Origin of the sequence: Catenulispora rubra, assembly GCF_015356825.1 — a bacterium.
Classification (GTDB): Bacteria; Actinomycetota; Actinomycetes; order Streptomycetales; family Catenulisporaceae; genus Catenulispora; species Catenulispora rubra.
In genome coordinates this window covers 1-18,556 of sequence record NZ_JAACYW010000237.1, presented here as the reverse complement: position 1 = coordinate 18,556, position 18,556 = coordinate 1, and the positions used below count along the sequence as shown (strand labels likewise).

Genomic DNA, 18,556 nt, shown 5'->3' with positions numbered 1-18,556 from the left:
GGCCATCGACGCGGCCCCGACCCCGCCACCCGTTCAGCCCACCCGAACACAACGAGCCCTGACACCCATCAGCACCCCCTGACCAGGAGCTCAACCCCTCCGGACAACAGGGGGAAACTCATTCCTGGATTTCGACTCGAAGGCCAAGCAGGCCCACGGATCGGCGAAACACGGTGCGTCGTCCGGATACGCGCACGTGCGGGGCCTGCCCTTCCAGATCGTCACCGTATCCACGCCGAGTTCACACTCGGTGATTGTCGCCATGAGGCTGCGCAAGGGCTCCGCACTCTGGGAACTGACGAACGTGCACGACTGGCTCGCCGAAATCCTGCGGTGTTATGGCGAGGGGGAGTTCACCTACGTCACGATCACCGAGGCGAGGCCTCAGCCGACCGAGGCCGTGGGTCGCGTCTCGGCGTTCATGGTCGTCCTTCGACAGCAGCCGGCCGGCCTTCCTTGAGCGCTCCTTCTTCGCGTGCCGCGCGCTCCATCTCGACCTTGGAGCTGCGGTTCGCCGATTCCGCGTACTCCTCCCAATACGGCCGGGCCGCGTCCTCCTCGTAGTTGTCGGCCAGGTAGTACTGCACGCCCCACGTGCCCAGCGCCTTGAGCACTGGCCCGAGTTCCACGCCCCGCGGCGTGAGCGCGTAGAGCGTCGTGGCGATCGGCGGCGGCGCCTCGTTCCGGCTGATCAGACCGTTTTCCTCGAGCTCCTTGAGCCTGCCGGAAAGCAGGTTGGAGGCGATACCGGGCAGCCCGTTGCGCAGGTCGGTGAATCGGCACGGGCCCTGCAGCAGCAGTTCGCGGACGATCAGGAGCGTCCATCGTTCGCCCACGAGGTCCAGGGCCTTGGCAATCGAGCAGTGTTGGCCGTAGCTGCGCATGGGTACAGCTTAGCAAGCGCGAGGTAGAGGAACTGGACTAGCTAGTGGATTGAATAAAGCGCTGGATCAACGCTGCGCTGCCAGTGACCTCGGCGCCACCGACACTCGGCTGCAATGGGTGGTAGACGCCTACAACCTCGTCTTCGGCGCCGCGAGTCTCATCGGCGGCTTCGCGATTACCCCCGCGGAACTGATCTCCGCTCGGGCCGTGATGGGCCCGGGCGCGGCCATGACGTTCCCCGCGACGCTCTTGTTGCTCACGAACACCTTCACCAGCCGTGAGGAACATGCCTTGTCAATCGGCGTGTGGGGTGCGACGGCGGGCGCCGCGATCGTGCTCGGACCGGTCGTCGGCCGCTTTCTGCTGCGCACTACTTGTAGTCGATCGTCTTCTTCACGCTCGGACCGGTTTCCTTGAGCGTCATCGCAGTGGCCGTGCAGTTCTTTCCGTAATCCAATGACCCCCGGCCACACGGCCCGGCCTTGACAGGACTGGGCATCGCCCGGGTCGATCGCAGGCAGCGCGCTCCAGCCGGCCGTCTTCATCCTGTGCGAGCGCCGGGTCGCCGAGCCGATGCCCGACGTGCGGCTGCTCCAGAACATGCGCTTCAGCGCCGCCGGACTCGCGGTGATAATGTCCTTCTTCACGCTGTTCGGCTTCATCTTCATGGTCACGCAGTCATTGCAGGTCGTGCGTACCTACAACCTGCTGTCTGCGGGCGTGCACCTGCTGCCGGATGGAAAGGGTTGCCCATGCCATGGCCAGCCTCCGCGCGTTATGAGACAACCTCCGCGCCGTTGGGATTGGGTCTCGTGACCGACCTGCTTAACACCTTCTCCGCAGGAAAGCCGCGTGCGGCCGATCTCCTCGATGATGTCGCCCACGCCCAGCCCTGGCTCGACGAGGCACTCGCCTGCTGGTCGGAGGAGACTGGCAGAACCGCCGCGGCGGTCGAGTTGCCAGAGCGAGATCTGGAGGAACTGCGCGGTCTTCGGACCGAGCTGCACCGCTCGTTGTCCAACGTGGATCGCGATGGACTGGAGACCGCCTCTGAAGAGGTGCCGTCGATCCATGTCGCGACAGTCGGGCTGCGTTTGGACCGCAACGGTCGGGTGTCTCTAGAACCGCGCGGGCGGGGGTGGAGGTATGTTGCCGCGCTCGTCATGGCAGAGATCTTTGAGGCGCAGCAGCTGGACTTGTGGCGTCGTGTCAAAGTTTGTCACTACTCGCGTTGCGGAACGACCTTCTACGACCGATCCCGCAACAACAGCGGCGTGTGGCACTCCACCAGGATCTGCGGCAAAGCGGAGAACCTGCGCGCCCACCGGGCTCGTCAGCGCGGCCGGGCGCAGTGAGGCTTTGAGCCGGTCGTGCTGTTATGACTGCCGCGGCCCCCTGTTGGCGGCGCTGCGGACCCGGTGATCCCAGCCGACCTGGTTGCGGCTTACGTTCACACTCGTTTTCCCGCTGACGCACACCAGCGTCATCGACGTCGCCGGACACCCGCCCCACCTGGAGCAGCCAGCCGCTGTCGCGACCCCTCGCGAAGGACATGGTCACCGGGATCGCCGCCGCCGTCCATCCGGGACGCAGCACGGTCGCTTACGAAATCAACATCAATGACGACACGGGGGCAACGAATCTGCGCGGCCCGCCTCACGGTCGCCAGCTGACCTGCCGCACGACGCACCAAAGTCCGATCGTGACGCCGATCAGGCTGAAGACCCGGCTCGACTTCTTGGGCGGCAACAATATCTGAACCAGCTGGACGACGCGAGAGACGACGAGTTCGGCGCCGGTCTGGGACAGGCCGCACGCGACGCTGGGCAGGGTGAAGATCAGCCCGGAGACGAAGATCCGCTTGTGGCCGAACTGGTCGGGGCCCGGCCTGGCGGGATGAGGGCGATGCCGAAGGCCGGCGCGTGCCCCGAGACGGTCCAGGCCACCGTCGCCGTGCTCGCGTTCAGGCGCTTCGAGGCGGAGCCGGGCGCACCCTGGCTTGACAGATTCTGGGCCAGGGCTCTGTTTGCTAACTACTATTTGATAAAGCCAGCTGGAATGTTTCCTATGCCCGAATATGCGCTGACCATGTCCGAGGCTGCCGCGCCGAGAGCGGAGTGGTGCCCCATCTCCCGCAGCCTGGATGCCGTCTCGCAGCGCTCGGCGTTCCTCGTCCTGCGCGAGGCCTTCTACGGCACGACCCGGTTCGACGACTTTGCCACCCGCGTTGGCGTCAGCGAGCAGATCGTCGCCGCCCGACTCAAGTCCCTCGTGGCCGAAGGCCTTCTCGGGCGCCGCCCGTACAAGGAACCCGGGCGGCGCACCCGTCACGAGTACCACCTGACCGAGTCGGGGAGGGAGTTCTATCCTGTCATCGCCCCGATGTTCCTGTGGGGCTCACGCTGGCGAGGGCCCGCCGTGGCACAGCTCCAGCACCGCGACTGCGGGACACCGGTGCGAATAGTCCTGGAATGCGAGCGCGACCACGGCGACCTGACCGTCGGCGACGTCGAAGTCAGCCCGGCCAAGCAGGGGAGCAGCACGGCGCCGCGGAGCTGACCGTCCGCTACGGGTCCTGGTCACCAACCGCCGCGCGGCGTCGCCGATCTAGTGCAGGACCGTTTCGAGCAGGGTGTCGAGGACAACCCATTGAGATCCTGCACCACGACAAACTCCGTTGAAGCGTGGCCGAAAGGGCCGGTCGTCGCCGGCCAGGCAAAGGCAACAGGACCTCCGGTACACCGACCTCCGCGCTCAGCACCAGAGATCTACCAGAGGTCCCGCGCTCCCGTCCCGGCACCTGACACAACCTCAGAGCGCTGAACGCAACGATGTTGCACCGGGGACGCTGTCGTGTTACATCAGGCGGGCTCGATGTTGTGGTTGACCCGGAACATGTTCGTCGGATCGTATTCTCGCTTGATTCGAGCGAGACGATCGTAGAGTTCCGCGCCATAGAGTTCCCGCATGCCGCGCTGGTCGACCGCCTCGTCCGGCGAAAGGAAACTCACGCAGCGGCGGACGTCCGCCCAGGGCCGCAGCTGGTCGACCACCGCGGCGAGCTGTGTGCGCAATTCGGGCATCTGCTCTTCGGGTCCCACACCGAAGGCGAAGAGCTGGTACGGCAGGCCGCGTGCTGGAATGGCATCCGGTGTGGCTGGCTCTCGGTCGAGCGCGCCGCCCAGACGGCGCAATTCGATGCTCACCAACTTACAGTCCGATTGCGGACCGGCGACCCGGACCAGCGCGTCAACGGACTGCGCGGTCAGTTCGGCCAGCCCGCAGGAGCGATCGGCGTAAGGCAGCGGCATCGGTGGATCCAGGTGGATCGTTGCTGCTTGCGCGTAGGTCAGGTCACCGATCGTGTCGAGGATCGCGGGCGCCGCACTGCGCAAGCGAACGAGTAGCTTCTCAGCCGCCTCAGCGGGGCCGTTGTACGCGATGCGCACATGCACCACGAACGCTCCGCGCAGCGGAGCCGGCAGGGCCGGATCCGGCGGCAGCCGCTGGATGGCAACTGATGAAGACATCTCATCGGGGATGTTGGCAGCCCAATCCCGCCAGGCGTGGAGTGCCTCGGCGACGTCCTCGCCGGCGAACCACAGGCCACCGCCATAGATGTGAGTGACCGGAAAGAGCTCCAACTCCACCGCGGTGACGATGCCGAAGTTGCCCTTGGTTCCCCGAAGGGCGAAGAAGAGCTCCGGCTCGGCTTCGGCCGTGACCCTGCGAGACACACCGTCGGCCGTGACCACTTCCAGGGCGTTGATGTGCTCGGCGGCCCAGCCGAACGATCGGCCCAGGCACGGGCTCTGGCCGCCGGCCAGTAGGTATCCCGTGGCGCCCACCGTCGGCGATGACCCGTTCATGGGGGCCAGACCCAATGGTGTGGCCGCGTCCAACACGTCCTGCCACAGGGCTCCACCACCGAACCGCACCCGCCGCGCATCCGCATCGACGCTGACAGCGCGCATACGGCTCATGTTGACGAGAACGACGTCCTGTCGTTGCTTGGCAACTATGTGTCCGCCGCCGCGGATCGCGATTCCGAGGTCGTGCACTGCGGCGAATCGAACCGCGGCCTGAACATCGCCCACGGTTTCCGCGCCGACCGCGATCCTTGGCCGTAGCGGGGTCGTCAGGTTGAAAGTGCTGCACTCCTCGGAATAGCCAGGCTCTCCCGGCAAGAACACCGGACCGCTCAACCGATGACGGAGTTCGGCGATGGAGGATTCGCGCAAATCGATGGTGGAAGGCACTTCTCTCCTCATGCTGACCCCCTCGCCTTGCGATGGGGCGCGTTTTGCTTGGGTAAATGACCGGCGACGCTACCCAGTGCCAGGTCACGCCCCTACTTCGTGGCAAGCGTCGCATCGCGATATCGACGGCGCGTATGGGAAAGATAGATGACTAGTAAGACATTGACATACCGAATCGTCCGGGATGCCGACTCGCGGTCGAATTTGCTGTCCGCAGCGCTGCGGGAGGCCGGCCGGGTTGCAGCGTCTGCCGGCACTGTTTTGCTCTGCCGCAGGACCTCACGGCGGCGCAGGGCGAACCGACAGGTCTAGACGACTGATCAAGCGCTGTAGACAGGTGAGGCACCAGGCTCATCAGACTCGTGACTTGCGCGGACCGCCTCGATGGCGGACTCGTTCCCGATCCAGTACGGGCTGTCACTTACCACGCCGGGATGGATGGCGTTCACCCGGATTGGCGCCAACTCCCTGGACAAGGTGGTCACCATGCCCACGATCGCGGCATTGACCGCGGTGACCGTTGTGGAACCGGGGTACGGCGCGTGCTTGGCGATGCCGCCGAACAGCAGCGCGGAACCGGACGGCGAGAACCGGGTTCGAAGGGCGTGCAGGACCATGGTGTAGCCGACGACCTTGACGACGGCAAGCTCCTTCGCGCCGGCCGGGTTGTACTCTGCCAGGGTGTTGCGGTCACGCTGCATCCCCGTGAGGACCACCGAGTCCACCTGCTCGATGTCGTGCAGCGCGTCCACGACGCCTTCCGGCTCGGACAGGTCGACCGCGATGCCGCGGACCGCACCACCGTCTTTGCTGACAGCGTTCATCTCGGCGGCGACCTTCCGGGCGCGCTCCGCTTGGCGTCCCGCGATCACCACCGAGGCGCCGCGCTCGGCATAGGTGGCCGCCAGTTCGCGGCCGATGCCCGAGGTGCCCCCGACGATCAGAATCTGCTGTGGCATGACGCTCCTTGCACATGGGTTGAGAGGACGAACATGGTGCGTCACCATGCTGGAGCCCTGTTTCGGGATCGAGTTCGACGAAAAGATCTGGCAGATCACATCGGGAAAGCCGATAGCAGCCCGGTGTAAGTGGACGCCTTCTTCGGCGCCGAGATAGCGCGACGTGTGTCCGTTGACGCGACCGCTCCGGGCCGCGACGTGCTCGATGCACTCGCGTGACCCAGTGGTAGCAGATCACCTCGAGAGCGCAGCCGCACGGCTTCCCGCTCTGAGGCAGCTCACCTACCGTGCAACGATGCGAATGTTCGAACAAAGTGCACGTGGTTCACCAGCGGCGAACCGTGTCACTCCGCGGAGCGTCCGACCGTGTCCGCGAAGAATCCCAATAGTGCCGAGTTCACCTCGGCCGGCCGCTCCTGCTGCGTCCAGTGCCCGCAGCCTTTGAGCTTCACTACGCCGTGGAGGCGCGGAAGAGTTTCGGGAAGCTTCGTCATCAGGCCCGGCGCACCGCCGCTCAACGAGGTGACCGTGTCCCGGTCGCCGAAAATGTACAGCGCGGGCCGGTCGATCACCCGGCCACGGAAGGGCGCCAGCAGTTCGTGATTTCGCTCGATGTTGCGGTACCAGTTGAAGCCGCCGGTGAAGGCGCGCTCGCCGTGCAGAGCGAAATCATCACTGACCGCGTGGCCGGTGTTGTGAGGGGTTGGCGGTCGCGCCATCGCCTTCGGCGGACGGCTTTCCTCCGGACGCCGGCAGACCCCTTCACAACCTCTTCATACCGATCACTGGACGACCCCGCCATATGTACCGGCACGCCGCAGTTTCGTCTCGAGTTCTCCAGGATCGGCCTCGTCCAACGACTTCAGGATGGTGAAGGCGTTCGACCAGGCGGCGATTGCCGCGGCGTTGTCACCATGAGCCGCGCACGCGTCGCCCAGGCGGGAGAGCGAGTTGGCTTGGTTGCCCTTGTCGCCGAGGTCCTGGAAGGTGTCGATAGCGTATTGGAGATATTTGAAGGCCTGTTCGTGTTCGCCGAGGTGGAAAACTGAGTGGCCTAGGGTGTCGTAACAGTTGGCCAGGGCGTGCTGGTCATCGAGCTCTGTCCACAAGTCGAGAGCCTCCCGACACAGTTTCACCGCTGTGTCGTGTTCGCCGATATCTCCGTACTGCTCGCCCATATTGTTGAGCGCAGTAGCCACGAGGAGTTGGTCACCGTGGTGCTGACCGATTTCCGCGGCACGCTTGAGGTGGGCGATGCTCTCCCTGCCGTCTCCTTGCCGGCGGGCCACCCGGGCCAGGGTCAAGTAGCAGTCGGCTCGGCGCTTCACGTCGTGGTGCGTGTCGAAAATGGCCAGGGCTGCTTCGATGTGCATCACCGACTCGGTGAAGCTCCCAAGGTCGGCATGGACGTCGCCCAGGAATCGATGGGATATGCCTTGCCAAAGCGATCGGTCGAGGTACTCGGCAGCTTCCAGGGCCCAGGTGTGCATGACTGCGGCGTTACGGCCGCGGCCGGAGCGGTAGTGATAAGTGTCCGTTGCCCACGCGAGATGCCAAACATGCTCCAAATGGTCCTGCATGCGGGCCTGGTGCGCGACGGCCATAAGCACTGGCGATTCGGTTTCGTACCAGCGCAGCGCAGCATCTCGGTCGCAGAATGCTTCGACGGCGACAGCCGGTCGAAGAACAGGAGCCTCGGATATGGGTTCGAGGTCATTGTATTGACGCAAAGCTGCGATAGTGCTGTGCACGTAGTGGTCGAGCATTCGGAGCTGCGCTTGCTGCTGCTCCTCCGGAGGATCAAGCCGCTGCTTGAGTTCGTCGGCGTACGCGCGGAGGAGGTCGTGGAATTCGTAGCGGCCCGGGGCTGATTCGATGAGGAGGTGGGCGTTGCTCAACTCTGCCAGGTGGCTGAGCGTCGGCTGGCGGGAAAGTCCGGTCAAGCTTGCGAGCGCCGCGATCGACATGTCGGGCCCGGGGTGCAGGGCAGCTAGGCGAAATAGTCGCGCGGCCGGTGGGCTCAGTGTTCGGTACGACCAGGAGAACACGTGACGCGGGTCAACGTCGCAGTCATATGCTTCGTACAGGCTAAGTGCGTCGAGGCTGGTGGCTATCCGTGCGAGGCCGAGGTCCCCGCGTAGCGCGGTGGTGGCGGCGTCCAGGGTGAACTGGGCGTGCGTTGCGCAGCGGGCGGCCACGATGGAGAGAGCCAGGGGGAGCCTGCCGCAGCGGTCGATGATTTCCTGGACGACTTCGGGCTCGTCTGCGACCCGTTGCCCGCCGATGCGTCGGACCAGCAGCTCTCGGGCTTGAGCCGCGGGAAGGGGTTCGAGGAGGATCGAGCGCGCTCCGTCCAATATTTGGAGTCCTGCCAACCGGTTGCGACTGGTCACGACGGCTAGGCTGCCCGAGCTGTCGGGCAGCAGGGGTCGTACCTGGGCCGCGAGCCGGGCGTTGTCCAGCAGGAGCAGCACGCGGCGCTCGGCCAGGACACCCCGGTACAGCGCTACGGCTGCGTCCAGGTCGTCGGGTACGGACCCGGGGCGCAGGCCGAGGATCTCAAGAACGGTCCGGACAGCCTTGAGCGCGTCGACGGGATCGTCGTCTGGAGCGAAGCCGCGCAGGTTGAGGTAGAACTGCCCGTCGGGGAAGTGCTGGGCGATCTGCCGGGCCCAGTGCACTGCGAAGGTCGTCTTCCCGACGCCGGCCATGCCGCTGACTACGACGGTGCCCGGTCGCGTGTCCGGATCTGCGAGCATCTCGCGCGCCGCTGCAAGCTCTCGGCTGCGCCCGGCGAACACGGTTAGACGCGGCGGCAGCCTCGTCGGTGCCGTCGGGTGTTGCCCCATGATGTCGGGTGCGCGGTCGACGACGGTGACTGTGTGCGCGGGCTCCGGTTCGTGATCTTCCTCAGCGTTGTCCAGTGTGCCTGCCTCCGCGGTAGTTGCGAGGAGGTCGGGGTCGGCTTGGAGGATGCGTCCGTACATCCGCTGGAGGTCCGGTCCGGGATCGACGCCGAGCTCCTCGGCGAGCACCTCTTGGACGTTTCGGTAGATGGCCAGTGCCTGTGCCTGGCGGCCCGAACGGTAGAGCGCGAGCATCAGCAGTTCGTGAAGGTGCTCGTCCAGCGGGTGCTGCCCGACGAGCTGGGTGAGCTCGGGGATGATCGCCGTGTGCGAGCCGAGCTCAAGTTCGAGCTCGAACCATCTCGACAAAGCACCCAGGCGCAGCAGCTCGAGCCGAGCGCGTTCCGCAGAGGCGTGCTCTCCTAGGAGGCCGGCGAGCGGCTCGTCGTGCCATAGCGCGAGAGCTGTTCGTAGATGCTCGGCGGCTCGGCGTGGATCTCGCGCTTTGCTCGCCTCCTCGGCAGTTGACACTTCGCGCCGGAACATCGCCAAGTCGAAGCTGTCTGGCCTGTTTACGAGCCTGTACCCACCTTGAACCGTGGCGATCACCGAATCCTGTCGTCGGATAGGGCTTCCATCGAGTTCTCGGCGTAGCCGGGCGACGTAGGTGCGGATGACGGCTGTTGCGGTGTCGGGTGTGGCGCTGCCCCACAGCATGTTCGACAACTCGCGCACCGAAATCTGTGAGCCCTCGCGAAGCAGAAGCGAGGCCAGCAGCTTGCGTTGTTGAGGAGTCCCAAGATCGAGCTCGCTGCCGCCACGCCACGCTCTGATCGGCCCCAGCACGGTGAACCACAGGTCAGCGTCCACTTTGAACTCTCGTTTGACGTACAGCTGTTAGGACGGTCGCGCAGTTTCAGAGCGCGTAGGACGCGGTCCGTTCGGCGGGATGCGGGATGCGGATTGGGTGCGATCCATCACGCATCGCGCGCCGGCCAAGCGCGGCTCACTCAACGCGCAGAGGTGCCATCGCTTGGCCGACAACGGACCTTCCACCTCATGAAACGGCCTCTCGACTGAGCACGGGACGCGAGTGGACAGGAAGCTCGGTGATTACCGTGCAGCCCAGATGAGGCACCGGCGATTACACCGCTGCTCGCACGCTGGTGAGGATACTCTCGACGCGCCGCGCGGTGTTGAGGAGCCGGGGGTCGCTTCCGCGTTCGCCGTCCAGTTCGATGCCGAAGGGCAGGCCGCTTTCCGAGGTGCCGAGGGGCAGGGTGATGCCGGGCAAGCCTGCTCCGCTGGCTGGGATGGTGTTTCTGGCCAGGAAGAGGTCGTCGACTTCCTGGCCTGCGACCGTGAACTTTCCTTGTGCGGTGATCAGCGGCGCGAGTGCCGGGGTGGTGGGCAGCAGGAGCGCGTCGACACCGGTGGTGGTGAAAATCGTCTGGAAACGGCTCTGCAAGGCGGGCCGGTCGACCCAGAGGGCCTCGTCGAAGGCGGCGTCGGGCAGGTAGCCGTCACCGGAGGGCACCACCAGGAAGCTCCATGCTTCCCTCAGTTGGGGCTTGAGATCGTGGTAGATCTCGTCGAAGGTGACGGGAAAGCCGGTTTGGTTGAGGAAGTCGATGATCGCCTGGCGCGTCTCGCGGAAGAAGATGTTCCATGTCAGTCGGCCTGCGAGCTCGGAGAAGTCCGGCCCCAGGTCGACTTCGCGCACCTCGGCGCCGGCGTCGCTGAGGTGTCGGATCGCGTCGGCGAAGTGTGCGTTGATATCGGGATCTATCAGTCCCAGATAGTGATCGGGCGCGTAGGCGAACGTGATCCCTTCCAAGTCCGCGCGTACGGGCTGGGATTCGATCGGGCCGCTTGTGATGACTTGGTCGATCAGGATGCAATCCTCAACGCTGCGTGCGAGCAGGCCTGTGGTGTCGAGGACATGCGAGACCGGGGCGACTCCACCGCGTGGCCAGCGACCAGTAGTGGGCTTGAAGCCGACCACGCCGTTCAGGGAAGCGGGCACTCTGACCGAGCCGACCGTGTCACCGCCGAAGGACGCCGGCACGATTCCGGCGGCGACGGAGACCGCCGAGCCGCTCGAGGATCCGCCCGAGACGCGCTGGCGGTCGGCGGCGTTTTTCACCTGCCCGTATCCGCTGTTGTCGCCGGTCAGTCCCCATGACATCTCGACGAGGTTGTTCTTGCCGAAGACGATGCCGCCGGCCGACTTGACGACTGCGACGATCTCAGCGTCATGGCGGGGAACGAAGGTGTCGAGAGTCTTCACGCCGAGAGTCGTGCGCAGGCCGCGTGTTGCGTAGCTGTCCTTGATCCCGAAGGGGACGCCGAGGAGCGGGGCGTTCGACCCCGCGGCGCGGGCCCGGTCCGCTTCCCGGGCGGCGTCGAGTACCGCTGAATCGTCGATCGTGATGAAGGAGTTCAAGTCCGCGTGCTCCCGGGCGCTTGCCAAGAGCGCCGTCGAGTACTCCGTAGCGGTGATCTCGCCTTGGCGGATCGCGGCCGCAGCGGCTGCCACACCAAGGTCGGCGATGGATGGGCTCTCTGTCGACGCGGCTCCGTCGGTGGATGTGGTGGTCATGGTTCTGGGTAGTCCTTTTCCTGCGTCTTCCTGCATCGGATGTACAAACACCTCACCAGGCGTGGAGAGGCGGAGCGGGACGCGTCCCAGCGAACTGGGGCGCGTCTGAACACACGGGCTCAGCTGGTGAAGCTCGCGTAGAGCACCTCGACGGGGGCGGCCAGGCCGGCCTTGACCTTCCGGCTGGTCTCATCGGCCAGGATCTCCTGGGCGTCGGCTGCGAGGCCGTCGTATGCTGCGGCGACGACGTCGGCGGGGTCGTTCTTCTCGGTCTCGACGTCGGCCGCCATGGGGGTGTCGGTGTAGCCGAGGTGCAGCCCGGTGACCTGGGTGCCCTGCTTGGCCAGCGCGAGCCGCTGACTGTTGGTCGCAGACCAGAACGCTGCCTTGGTAGCGCTGTAGGCGTCAGCGACGCCGAGCCAGGACAGAACCGACAGGACGTTGAGGATGGCACCGCCACCGTTGGCCGCGAGGACCGGAGCGAAGGCGTTGGTCACCTCCAACTGTCCCCAGAAATTGGTGTCGAACAGACCGCGCGCCGCGGCCAGGTCGCCCGAATGCAGCGAGGCGCCGGTGGACGCGCCCGCGTTGTTGATCAGCACGGTTACGTCGTCGGCCTCGTCTGCCACGGCCGCGATGGACTTGGGGTCGGTGACGTCGAGCGTGACCGGCACGATCCGCTCGTCGCCCCACTCCTCGGCCGTGCGTGGCACACGAGCGGTGGCGTACACCTTGGTGGCGCCGCGAGCGAGCGCCTGGGCGACGAATTCGCGGCCGAGACCGCCATTGGCGCCGGTCACGAGGACGACGGCGTTCTTGAGTTCAGTCATGGAAGTTCCTCTCGAGAATGATGTGGCTGGTGGTGCCGTGCGACCCGGGGGCGCTCAGATGACGAGGTCACTCGACAGGGCGTGAGCGGTGGACGCACCGGTGGGCCCGAGCGCGGCCCGGCACCTTGCGGAGGTTGTGCGTGGTGCGCTCGACGCGCCGAGGCTTGCGATGAACACAGCGAAGCGCAGGACTGCGAGGATCGCGCTCGGATGGTTCGCCCCCTGGCTTCCACTGGCCATAGTCAGCACCCTAGGCTCCTGGCTTCCAGGAATGCAACCCAGGTGCTGAGGCCGAGCCCCGGGGGACCGGTGACTACTGAACGTGACGGAGCATGTCGACACGCGGCCGCGGCGACAGTCGTGCGCCGCAGTTCGCCGTGGCGCACGGAAACGGCCTAGGGCAGGCTGATGGCGATGATGCTGCCCTCGCGGGCGGCCTTGCGCGGCTGCTCGTGGAAGTCGGGCGCGACGCACGCGAAGAGTGTGCCGTCGCCGATGGCGCAGGCGAACACCGGAGTTCCCGGACTGATCTCGTCGCCGATCTCGCCGGCCGCTGTCAGTTGAAGCAGTCGTTCGCCTCCGGCGTCGGCGATCCAGATGTTGCCGTCGCCGTCGAGGCAGGAGCCGTCGGGTGCGACCACCACCTGCTCGAGCACCTTGGCGAAATCGTGACCCGACGGCACCGGCCCGAAGGATGCCCACGTGCGTCGATTGACAAGGTCCCCCGACGGCGTGAGGTCGAAGGCGGTCACGCGGTTGCCGAACGTCTCGTTCACGAGTAGCACGCCCGCCGCGGTGATCACGCTGCCGTTGGGAAACCAGAGCTCGGAGGCAACTTCGACGACGCTCCCGTCGGGGTCGACCCGGTGCACGGAGGCCGGTGCGAAGTCGTCGCCGGCGGCCATGTCGAACCCGAAGTTGCCCACGTAGGCCCGTCCGGCGGCGTCGACCACCATGTCGTTGAGATGGCCGGTGGCGTGCTTTGACAAGTCTGCGTGGACGGCCAACGTGCCGTCCGACTCTCGGCGCAGGATCTTACGGTCACGCATGGAGACAATCAGGAGACGGCCGTCCGGCAGCCATCCCAGGCCGGACGGCTGCGTCGGCACTGTCGCCTCGATCCGCAGGTCCGAACCGGACGGCAGGATCGACGCAACCTGGCCGCCGAAGAAGTCGGAGAACCACAGGCGGCCGTCGTGCCATCTGGGCGACTCGGCGAAGTGCAGGCCTGTGATGACGGTGTTGGATGTCTTGTTCAACGGGGACCTCGAAGGGAACGCGGGTCACTCAGCGCGCAAAGGTGCGACATCTGACTTTCATAAATGGAAGTTAGCCTACTTCGGCCCGTCTGGCTATAAGCTCGACAGAAGGAGGGGTCGAGGAGGTGCGATGGGTGAATCTTTTGAGCTGACGGGGCCGCTGGCCGACCGGGACAGCTGGACGGCGGCCGAGTGGTGCTCGATAGAGGGCGCGCTCGACCTGATCGGCACCCGCTCGGCGATGACGCTGCTGCGCGAAGCGTTCTACGGCGCCACGCGCTTCGACGACCTGGTCCGCCGAGCCGGAGTCACGCCGGCGGTCGGCTCCCAGCGCCTTCGCCAGATGGTCGACAACGGGCTGCTGGACCGCGAGCCGTACCAAGAACCGGGGCAACGGACCCGTCACGCGTACACAATCACCCAGCTAGGACTGGAAATCTTCCCGATCATCACGGCGCTGGCGCACCTTGGGGACAGGCTGCCCAGCGAGCGGGACAAGAGAGTCCTGCTCACCCACGCAGGCTGCGGGCAGCCCATCACGACCGAGGTACGTTGCACCCACGGCCATGCCGTGAAGCCGTCTGAAACGGTGGTATCAGTCGTAGACTCCTCGACCTTTGCTACGGATCCCCCGGCCGATCAGAAGCCCCCAAGCACCTGAGGTGCGCTGGGCTCGTCAGGCCGAGGGCGTGTCTGGGGTTGTGTTCATGTGGTGGGGTGGAGGCTGTGGATCCAATTGAGTGATCCTCGTAGCCGAAGCCCCGCCAGGAAGCTGTTCGGGTCTTGTCGTAGCGGGTGGGTGCGCCACGAGGCGCCGTGGAGTCGAGTGAGGTGAGAGACCATCACCGCCGGGTCGTCGCAGCAACCTGGTTGAAGCTGGGGGCAGTTCGTCTCGGGGGAATGCCGAGGCGGGCGGTAAGCAGCTCTGACAACGCCGGGACAGCGTGGCACTGTGCGCCTGCCGATAATGTCGTCCAGGCAGGTCAGGCTGCGTGTTGGTACTCATGGATGATGCCGCCGAGTCGGTCGTGTCGGCGGATGTTGAGGTCGGCGATGCGCTGTGGGTCGGTGATCGGTGTGGGCACTGCGCGTAGTGGCGCGGCCTGCTGCATCGCTTGGTGAGCGCGAGTGTAGTTGTAGTGCGTTTCGTACTCGCGTAGGGCGTGCAGCAGGTGACGCTGGTTCCATATCATGGTGCGATCCAGTACTGCGTGGCGGCAGGTCCGCACCCACCGCTCCATGACCGAGTTCATCCGCGGCATGCGGATCCCACTGAGCACGACCTGGATCCCCGCTTGTGCGAGGATCTCGTCGAACAGCGGCGGGAACTTCGCGTCCCGGTCCCGGATCAGATCCTTGACTGTGGCTCCGGCATCTTCCAGGTCCATTACCAAGTTCCGCGCCGCCTGGGCGACCCAGGCAGCGGTGGGATGGGCTGTGGTTCCCAGCACGCGGACCCGTCGGGTGGCGTGCTCGATGACGGCGAGGATGTACTGGCGCTGCCCGGACAGCGTGACGGTCTCGACGAAGTCGCACGCCGGCAGCGCTTCGGCCTGGCTGCGCAGGAACGCAGCCCAGGTGGTGGCGGCGCGTCCTCGTGCCGGGTCGATGCCCTCGTTTGCGGAGGTGGAGCGACCACGACAGCCCCTGCGACGGCTGGTGCGGATGCTCTTCTAACTCAATGGCCATGGGTTCGAATCACCGGGACCGCAGCTACATGCCCCTCGACGACCAGCGTCGTCAGCGCCTCCAGCAGCAGGTCGATCGGGTGTCCGCGGGTACCGGCGGGAGCATGGTCGCGGTAGGCGCGCGCGACGTCGGCCATCGGATCGCCGGATCCGAAGCGCCCGGCCCACCGCGCGGCCATGAAGGCCTCCAGGTAAGTCTCGCGGGCCCGGTCCGGGTCAAGGTCCTGGGCGGCGGTGAGCAGCATTTCCAGCGCTCCTTCGCCGTGCGTGGTGTAGAGCGTCAGCTGTCCGCGCAGCAGCCGGGCCTGCGCCGCGTGGCTGGCGTCGAGCCGCCCGGCCTCGGCCCGGTCGAGCAGATCCAGGGCACGGTCGGGGGCGCCGGTCTGCTGCAGGGTCCGTGCTGCCGCCAGGGCGCGCGCCGCTCGGCGTGCGGGATCCGGGGTGAGTGCGGCGGCCCGCTCCAGGAACGCCGCCGCGGCGGCCATGCCTCCCCGGGCCTGGGCACGGTCCGCGCAGCGTTCGAGCTCGGCCGCGATGTCCTCGTCCAAGCCGTGGGTGCCCTGGGCCTGGTGCCAGGCGCGGCGTTCCGGATCGGCCTCGGCGTCGACGACGTCGCCCAGGATCCGGTGCACCTGGCGACGGTCCGGCAACGTCGCCTTCCGGTGCACGGCCGAGCGCACCAGCGGGTGGCGGAAACGGACGCGCGCGCCGATCTCGAGGAGCCCGGCGGCTTCGGCGGGGACCGCGGCGTCCGGTGCGATACCGAGGCGCTCGGCGGCGGCCCACAGAAGAAGGGGATCGCCGACGGGCTCGGCGGCGGCGATCAGCAGCAGGGTCCGTGTCGCGTCGGGGAGACCGTCGAGGCGCTGGGCGAAGCTTTCCTGGAGCTGCCAGGCCATGGGTCGTGCCTCCGGCAGTGCGAAACCGCCGGCGAATCCGGTGGGACCGTGGCTCCGCGGCAGTTCGATGAGCGCGAGCGGGTTGCCACGGGCCTCGGCGATGACGCGGTCGCGAACGAGCGGGTCGAGCGGCCCGTGCAGTTCGGCGTTCAGCAGCGCTTCGGCGTCCCTCTTCCCCAGCCCCGCGATGGCCAGCTGGGGAAGCCCGGCGAACAGCGGCGCGGCGGCCGGATCCCGCAGACAGAACAGGAACGCGGCGCGCTCGGCCTCCAGGCGCCGCGCCGCGAACGCCAGCTCCATCTCGAACTCCGCACCGGCCGCACTGAGTTTGCGGACGTCGGGATGGCCGGCGACGACCTCCGTGACCAGCGAGGTCTTGCCGATACCGGCTTCGCCGTGGACGACCAGGGCTCCGCCGCGACCCCGGATCGCGTTCGCCACCACAGCCCCGATCGCCGCAGTCTCCCGGGTGCGTCCGTGGAGCGTCGGCAGGGGGCGGTTGTGGATCTCGCTCATCACCAGAACTATCGCAGACAAGGCGTGGACCTGCGTTCTCGCCAAGGAGCGGGGAATCACGGCGTTCTACTGATCCCCGCCTTCTTCACCATGTCCCGTCATCGCGGCATGCAACTCGGCCGCCGCCGCGACATCCAGGCCGCCGGCGTCTACCGCGGCCAGCCAGGCCGCACCTGCTTGTCCTGCGCCGGCGAATCGCACTTCGCCCGACGTCGCCGCCAGCGCGGCCACCGCCTCCGCCACCGGATTGCCGGTCGTCAGACATGACCCGGCGAGCACCGTCGGACCCGGCCCCCGGACCTTCGCCAATGTGGCGATGAGCTCGGAGGCCGCGGCTGCGACAAGACCTTCGGCGGCCGGGTCGCCCTGCCGTGCCGCAGCGGTAACCAGCGGTGCCAACGTCGCCAGTTCCAGGGGCGGCCGACCGTAGGCTGCGGTGATCACCGTGGTCGGATCCGAGTCCTCGACGCCGAGGCTCCGGCACACCTGCGGGGCCAGGACGGGGGACTGGACACGTCCCGACAGCGCCTCGACGCACGCTCGCACGGCACCGCGACCCAGCCAGAATCCAGCCCCTTCGTCACCCAGCAGCCAGCCCAGGCCGCCCGCCGTGTCCTGGATCGACCGGCCGGTGATCCGGACGGCGCTGGCTCCGGTCCCCGCGATCAGCACGCTGCCCTCGGCTTCGCAGGCGGCGGAGGCGAACGCGACGACGGCGTCGCCCACGATCTGCACCGGGCATTCCAGCCCGATGACCGACCACTGCGCGGCGAAGGCGGCGGCCGTGGCCGGATCCGTCAACGCGCCATCGCCGGCCAGACCGACGACGACCCGTGCCACCGCCTTCGTGGCGTACGTCCCCAACGCCGATCGGACGGCCGTACCGATCGCGGCGGCGGCCTGCTGCGCGCCGTGCGCGAGCGGATTGCCCGCACCGGCTCGGCCCCTGCCGCAGAGAGTTCCGCTCGTCGTGGCCAGCACCGCTCGGGTGCTGGTACCGCCGGCATCGACGCCGATGACGAGGTTCGGGGTAGGCATCGTGGCCTCCGTTGGGCGATGGAGTGACGGCCGAGTGGACGGAGAAGAAAATAATTCTTGCCGTGGTCTTGCGCTAGACCCCCACTAGATAATAATTTCAACCACCACAGCTCGACGGGTCGCCGCCGGGAGAGGGAGCCCATGATGACGCAGGAACCGACCGCCGCGGTCGAGACCAGAACCGACCGGGTGTCGACCCGGCTGTACGCCATGCGCGGTGAGCTGTCCGACGCGCTCGGCCAGGTCGCCGACTACGTTCTGGCCGACCCCGCAGCCGCGGCCCGCTGCACCATCACGGACCTGGCTGAGCGCGTCGGCAAGTCGCCGGGCACGATCACGCGCTTCTGCCGGGCACTGGGGTTCACGGGATACGCCGAGCTTCGGGTGGCGCTGGCGGAGGAAGCAGGGCGCGCGGCGGGCAACGCCGAGGGCACTCGCTGGGCCAGCGACATCGGCGGCGAGGTGCGGCCGGGGGATCCCGCCGAGCGGCTCGTCGGCGTCGTGTTGGGCACCGTGACCCGGGCCCTGCGCGAGACCGCGGAGCAGATCGACCCGGCCGGCGTCGACGCGTTCGTCGAACTGCTGCTCAAGGCCCGGCGGGTGGACTTCTTCGGCGTCGGCAACAGCGCCGTCGCGGCGCAGGAGCTGCAGTTCCGGCTGCACCGCATCGGCATCGCCTGCTGGGCTTGGCCCGACGTGCACAACGCGCTGACCAGCGCCGCGCAGTTCGGGCCGGACGACCTCGCGGTCGGGATCTCGCACTCCGGCAGGGTGC

19 protein-coding genes are annotated in these 18,556 nt (G+C 67.0%); 7 read left to right on the top strand and 12 right to left on the bottom strand.

Annotation, left to right across the window (positions count from 1 at the left end; translation table 11 throughout):
* The first annotated feature begins 262 nt into the window (after positions 1 to 262).
* Positions 263 to 460 carry a hypothetical protein gene (locus tag GWK61_RS40790; RefSeq protein ID WP_194917086.1) on the top strand — a complete coding sequence of 66 codons (198 nt, stop codon included), beginning with the start codon at positions 263 to 265 and terminating at the stop codon, positions 458 to 460.
* Here the strand turns inward: GWK61_RS40790 and GWK61_RS40785 are convergent.
* On the bottom strand, positions 420 to 884 hold the full coding sequence (locus GWK61_RS40785) for a winged helix-turn-helix transcriptional regulator (RefSeq protein WP_194917085.1): 465 nt from the start codon (positions 882 to 884) through the stop codon (positions 420 to 422). The two genes, GWK61_RS40790 and GWK61_RS40785, sit on opposite strands and share 41 nt — an antisense overlap.
* A 129-nt stretch (positions 885 to 1,013) precedes the next feature.
* Positions 1,014 to 1,559: a hypothetical protein gene (locus GWK61_RS40780; protein WP_194917084.1), complete on the bottom strand. Its 546-nt coding sequence runs from the start codon at positions 1,557 to 1,559 to the stop codon at positions 1,014 to 1,016.
* A 138-nt stretch (positions 1,560 to 1,697) separates the two neighbouring features.
* On the opposite strand from GWK61_RS40780, the gene GWK61_RS40775 reads away from it, so the two are divergent.
* The 3 genes from GWK61_RS40775 to GWK61_RS40765 all read left to right on the top strand — a co-directional run bounded on the left by GWK61_RS40775 (position 1,698) and on the right by GWK61_RS40765 (position 3,444).
* On the top strand, positions 1,698 to 2,240 hold the full coding sequence (locus GWK61_RS40775; RefSeq protein ID WP_323747980.1) for a CGNR zinc finger domain-containing protein: 543 nt from the start codon (positions 1,698 to 1,700) through the stop codon (positions 2,238 to 2,240).
* Positions 2,241 to 2,437: 197 nt separating this feature from the next.
* Positions 2,438 to 2,644, top strand: coding sequence for a hypothetical protein (locus tag GWK61_RS40770; protein WP_194917082.1), 207 nt, complete (start codon positions 2,438 to 2,440; stop codon positions 2,642 to 2,644).
* Between the two features lie 308 nt (positions 2,645 to 2,952).
* The gene (locus GWK61_RS40765) at positions 2,953 to 3,444 is read left to right on the top strand and encodes a winged helix-turn-helix transcriptional regulator (protein ID WP_194917081.1); all 492 of its coding nucleotides are present in this window, start codon (positions 2,953 to 2,955) and stop codon (positions 3,442 to 3,444) included.
* 302 nt (positions 3,445 to 3,746) lie between these two features.
* Here GWK61_RS40765 and GWK61_RS40760 read toward each other — a convergent pair whose 3' ends face one another.
* From GWK61_RS40760 to GWK61_RS40730, 7 genes are all read right to left on the bottom strand, one after another.
* Positions 3,747 to 5,144 (bottom strand): FAD-binding oxidoreductase, encoded by a 1,398-nt coding sequence (locus GWK61_RS40760; protein WP_323747979.1) that lies wholly within the window; start codon positions 5,142 to 5,144, stop codon positions 3,747 to 3,749.
* A gap of 320 nt (positions 5,145 to 5,464) precedes the next feature.
* Positions 5,465 to 6,103, bottom strand: coding sequence for an SDR family NAD(P)-dependent oxidoreductase (locus GWK61_RS40755; RefSeq protein WP_194917079.1), 639 nt, complete (start codon positions 6,101 to 6,103; stop codon positions 5,465 to 5,467).
* A 344-nt stretch (positions 6,104 to 6,447) separates the two neighbouring features.
* The gene (locus GWK61_RS40750; protein WP_194917078.1) at positions 6,448 to 6,822 is read right to left on the bottom strand and encodes an alpha/beta fold hydrolase; all 375 of its coding nucleotides are present in this window, start codon (positions 6,820 to 6,822) and stop codon (positions 6,448 to 6,450) included.
* Between the two features lie 63 nt (positions 6,823 to 6,885).
* A complete protein-coding gene (locus tag GWK61_RS40745; protein WP_194917077.1) occupies positions 6,886 to 9,819 on the bottom strand; it encodes an AfsR/SARP family transcriptional regulator in 2,934 nt (977 codons plus the stop codon).
* Positions 9,820 to 10,093: 274 nt separating this feature from the next.
* Positions 10,094 to 11,551, bottom strand: coding sequence for an amidase family protein (locus GWK61_RS40740; RefSeq protein ID WP_194917076.1), 1,458 nt, complete (start codon positions 11,549 to 11,551; stop codon positions 10,094 to 10,096).
* A gap of 119 nt (positions 11,552 to 11,670) precedes the next feature.
* Positions 11,671 to 12,381 carry an SDR family oxidoreductase gene (locus tag GWK61_RS40735; RefSeq protein WP_194917075.1) on the bottom strand — a complete coding sequence of 237 codons (711 nt, stop codon included), beginning with the start codon at positions 12,379 to 12,381 and terminating at the stop codon, positions 11,671 to 11,673.
* A gap of 395 nt (positions 12,382 to 12,776) precedes the next feature.
* The gene (locus GWK61_RS40730) at positions 12,777 to 13,640 is read right to left on the bottom strand and encodes an SMP-30/gluconolactonase/LRE family protein (protein WP_194917074.1); all 864 of its coding nucleotides are present in this window, start codon (positions 13,638 to 13,640) and stop codon (positions 12,777 to 12,779) included.
* A gap of 130 nt (positions 13,641 to 13,770) precedes the next feature.
* On the opposite strand from GWK61_RS40730, the gene GWK61_RS40725 reads away from it, so the two are divergent.
* Positions 13,771 to 14,301, top strand: coding sequence for a winged helix-turn-helix transcriptional regulator (locus tag GWK61_RS40725; RefSeq protein ID WP_194917073.1), 531 nt, complete (start codon positions 13,771 to 13,773; stop codon positions 14,299 to 14,301).
* Positions 14,302 to 14,623: 322 nt separating this feature from the next.
* On the opposite strand, the gene GWK61_RS40720 is transcribed toward GWK61_RS40725, so the two are convergent.
* Entirely contained in the window at positions 14,624 to 15,091 is a 468-nt protein-coding gene (locus GWK61_RS40720) for an integrase core domain-containing protein (protein ID WP_194917072.1), read from the bottom strand.
* Between the two features lie 25 nt (positions 15,092 to 15,116).
* Between GWK61_RS40720 and GWK61_RS40715 the strand changes: the two genes are divergently transcribed.
* Positions 15,117 to 15,317 carry a hypothetical protein gene (locus tag GWK61_RS40715; protein ID WP_194917071.1) on the top strand — a complete coding sequence of 67 codons (201 nt, stop codon included), beginning with the start codon at positions 15,117 to 15,119 and terminating at the stop codon, positions 15,315 to 15,317.
* A gap of 1 nt (position 15,318) precedes the next feature.
* Here the strand turns inward: GWK61_RS40715 and GWK61_RS40710 are convergent, their stop codons facing one another.
* Positions 15,319 to 16,743 carry an ATP-binding protein gene (locus GWK61_RS40710; protein WP_194917070.1) on the bottom strand — a complete coding sequence of 475 codons (1,425 nt, stop codon included), beginning with the start codon at positions 16,741 to 16,743 and terminating at the stop codon, positions 15,319 to 15,321.
* A 66-nt stretch (positions 16,744 to 16,809) separates the two neighbouring features.
* Complete coding sequence (locus tag GWK61_RS40705) at positions 16,810 to 17,781, bottom strand: N-acetylglucosamine kinase (protein ID WP_194917069.1); 972 nt, start codon at positions 17,779 to 17,781, stop codon at positions 16,810 to 16,812.
* Between the two features lie 144 nt (positions 17,782 to 17,925).
* Between GWK61_RS40705 and GWK61_RS40700 the strand changes: the two genes are divergently transcribed.
* Positions 17,926 to 18,556 (top strand): MurR/RpiR family transcriptional regulator (locus GWK61_RS40700; RefSeq protein WP_194917068.1); only part of this gene is annotated, 631 nt, incomplete at its 3' end.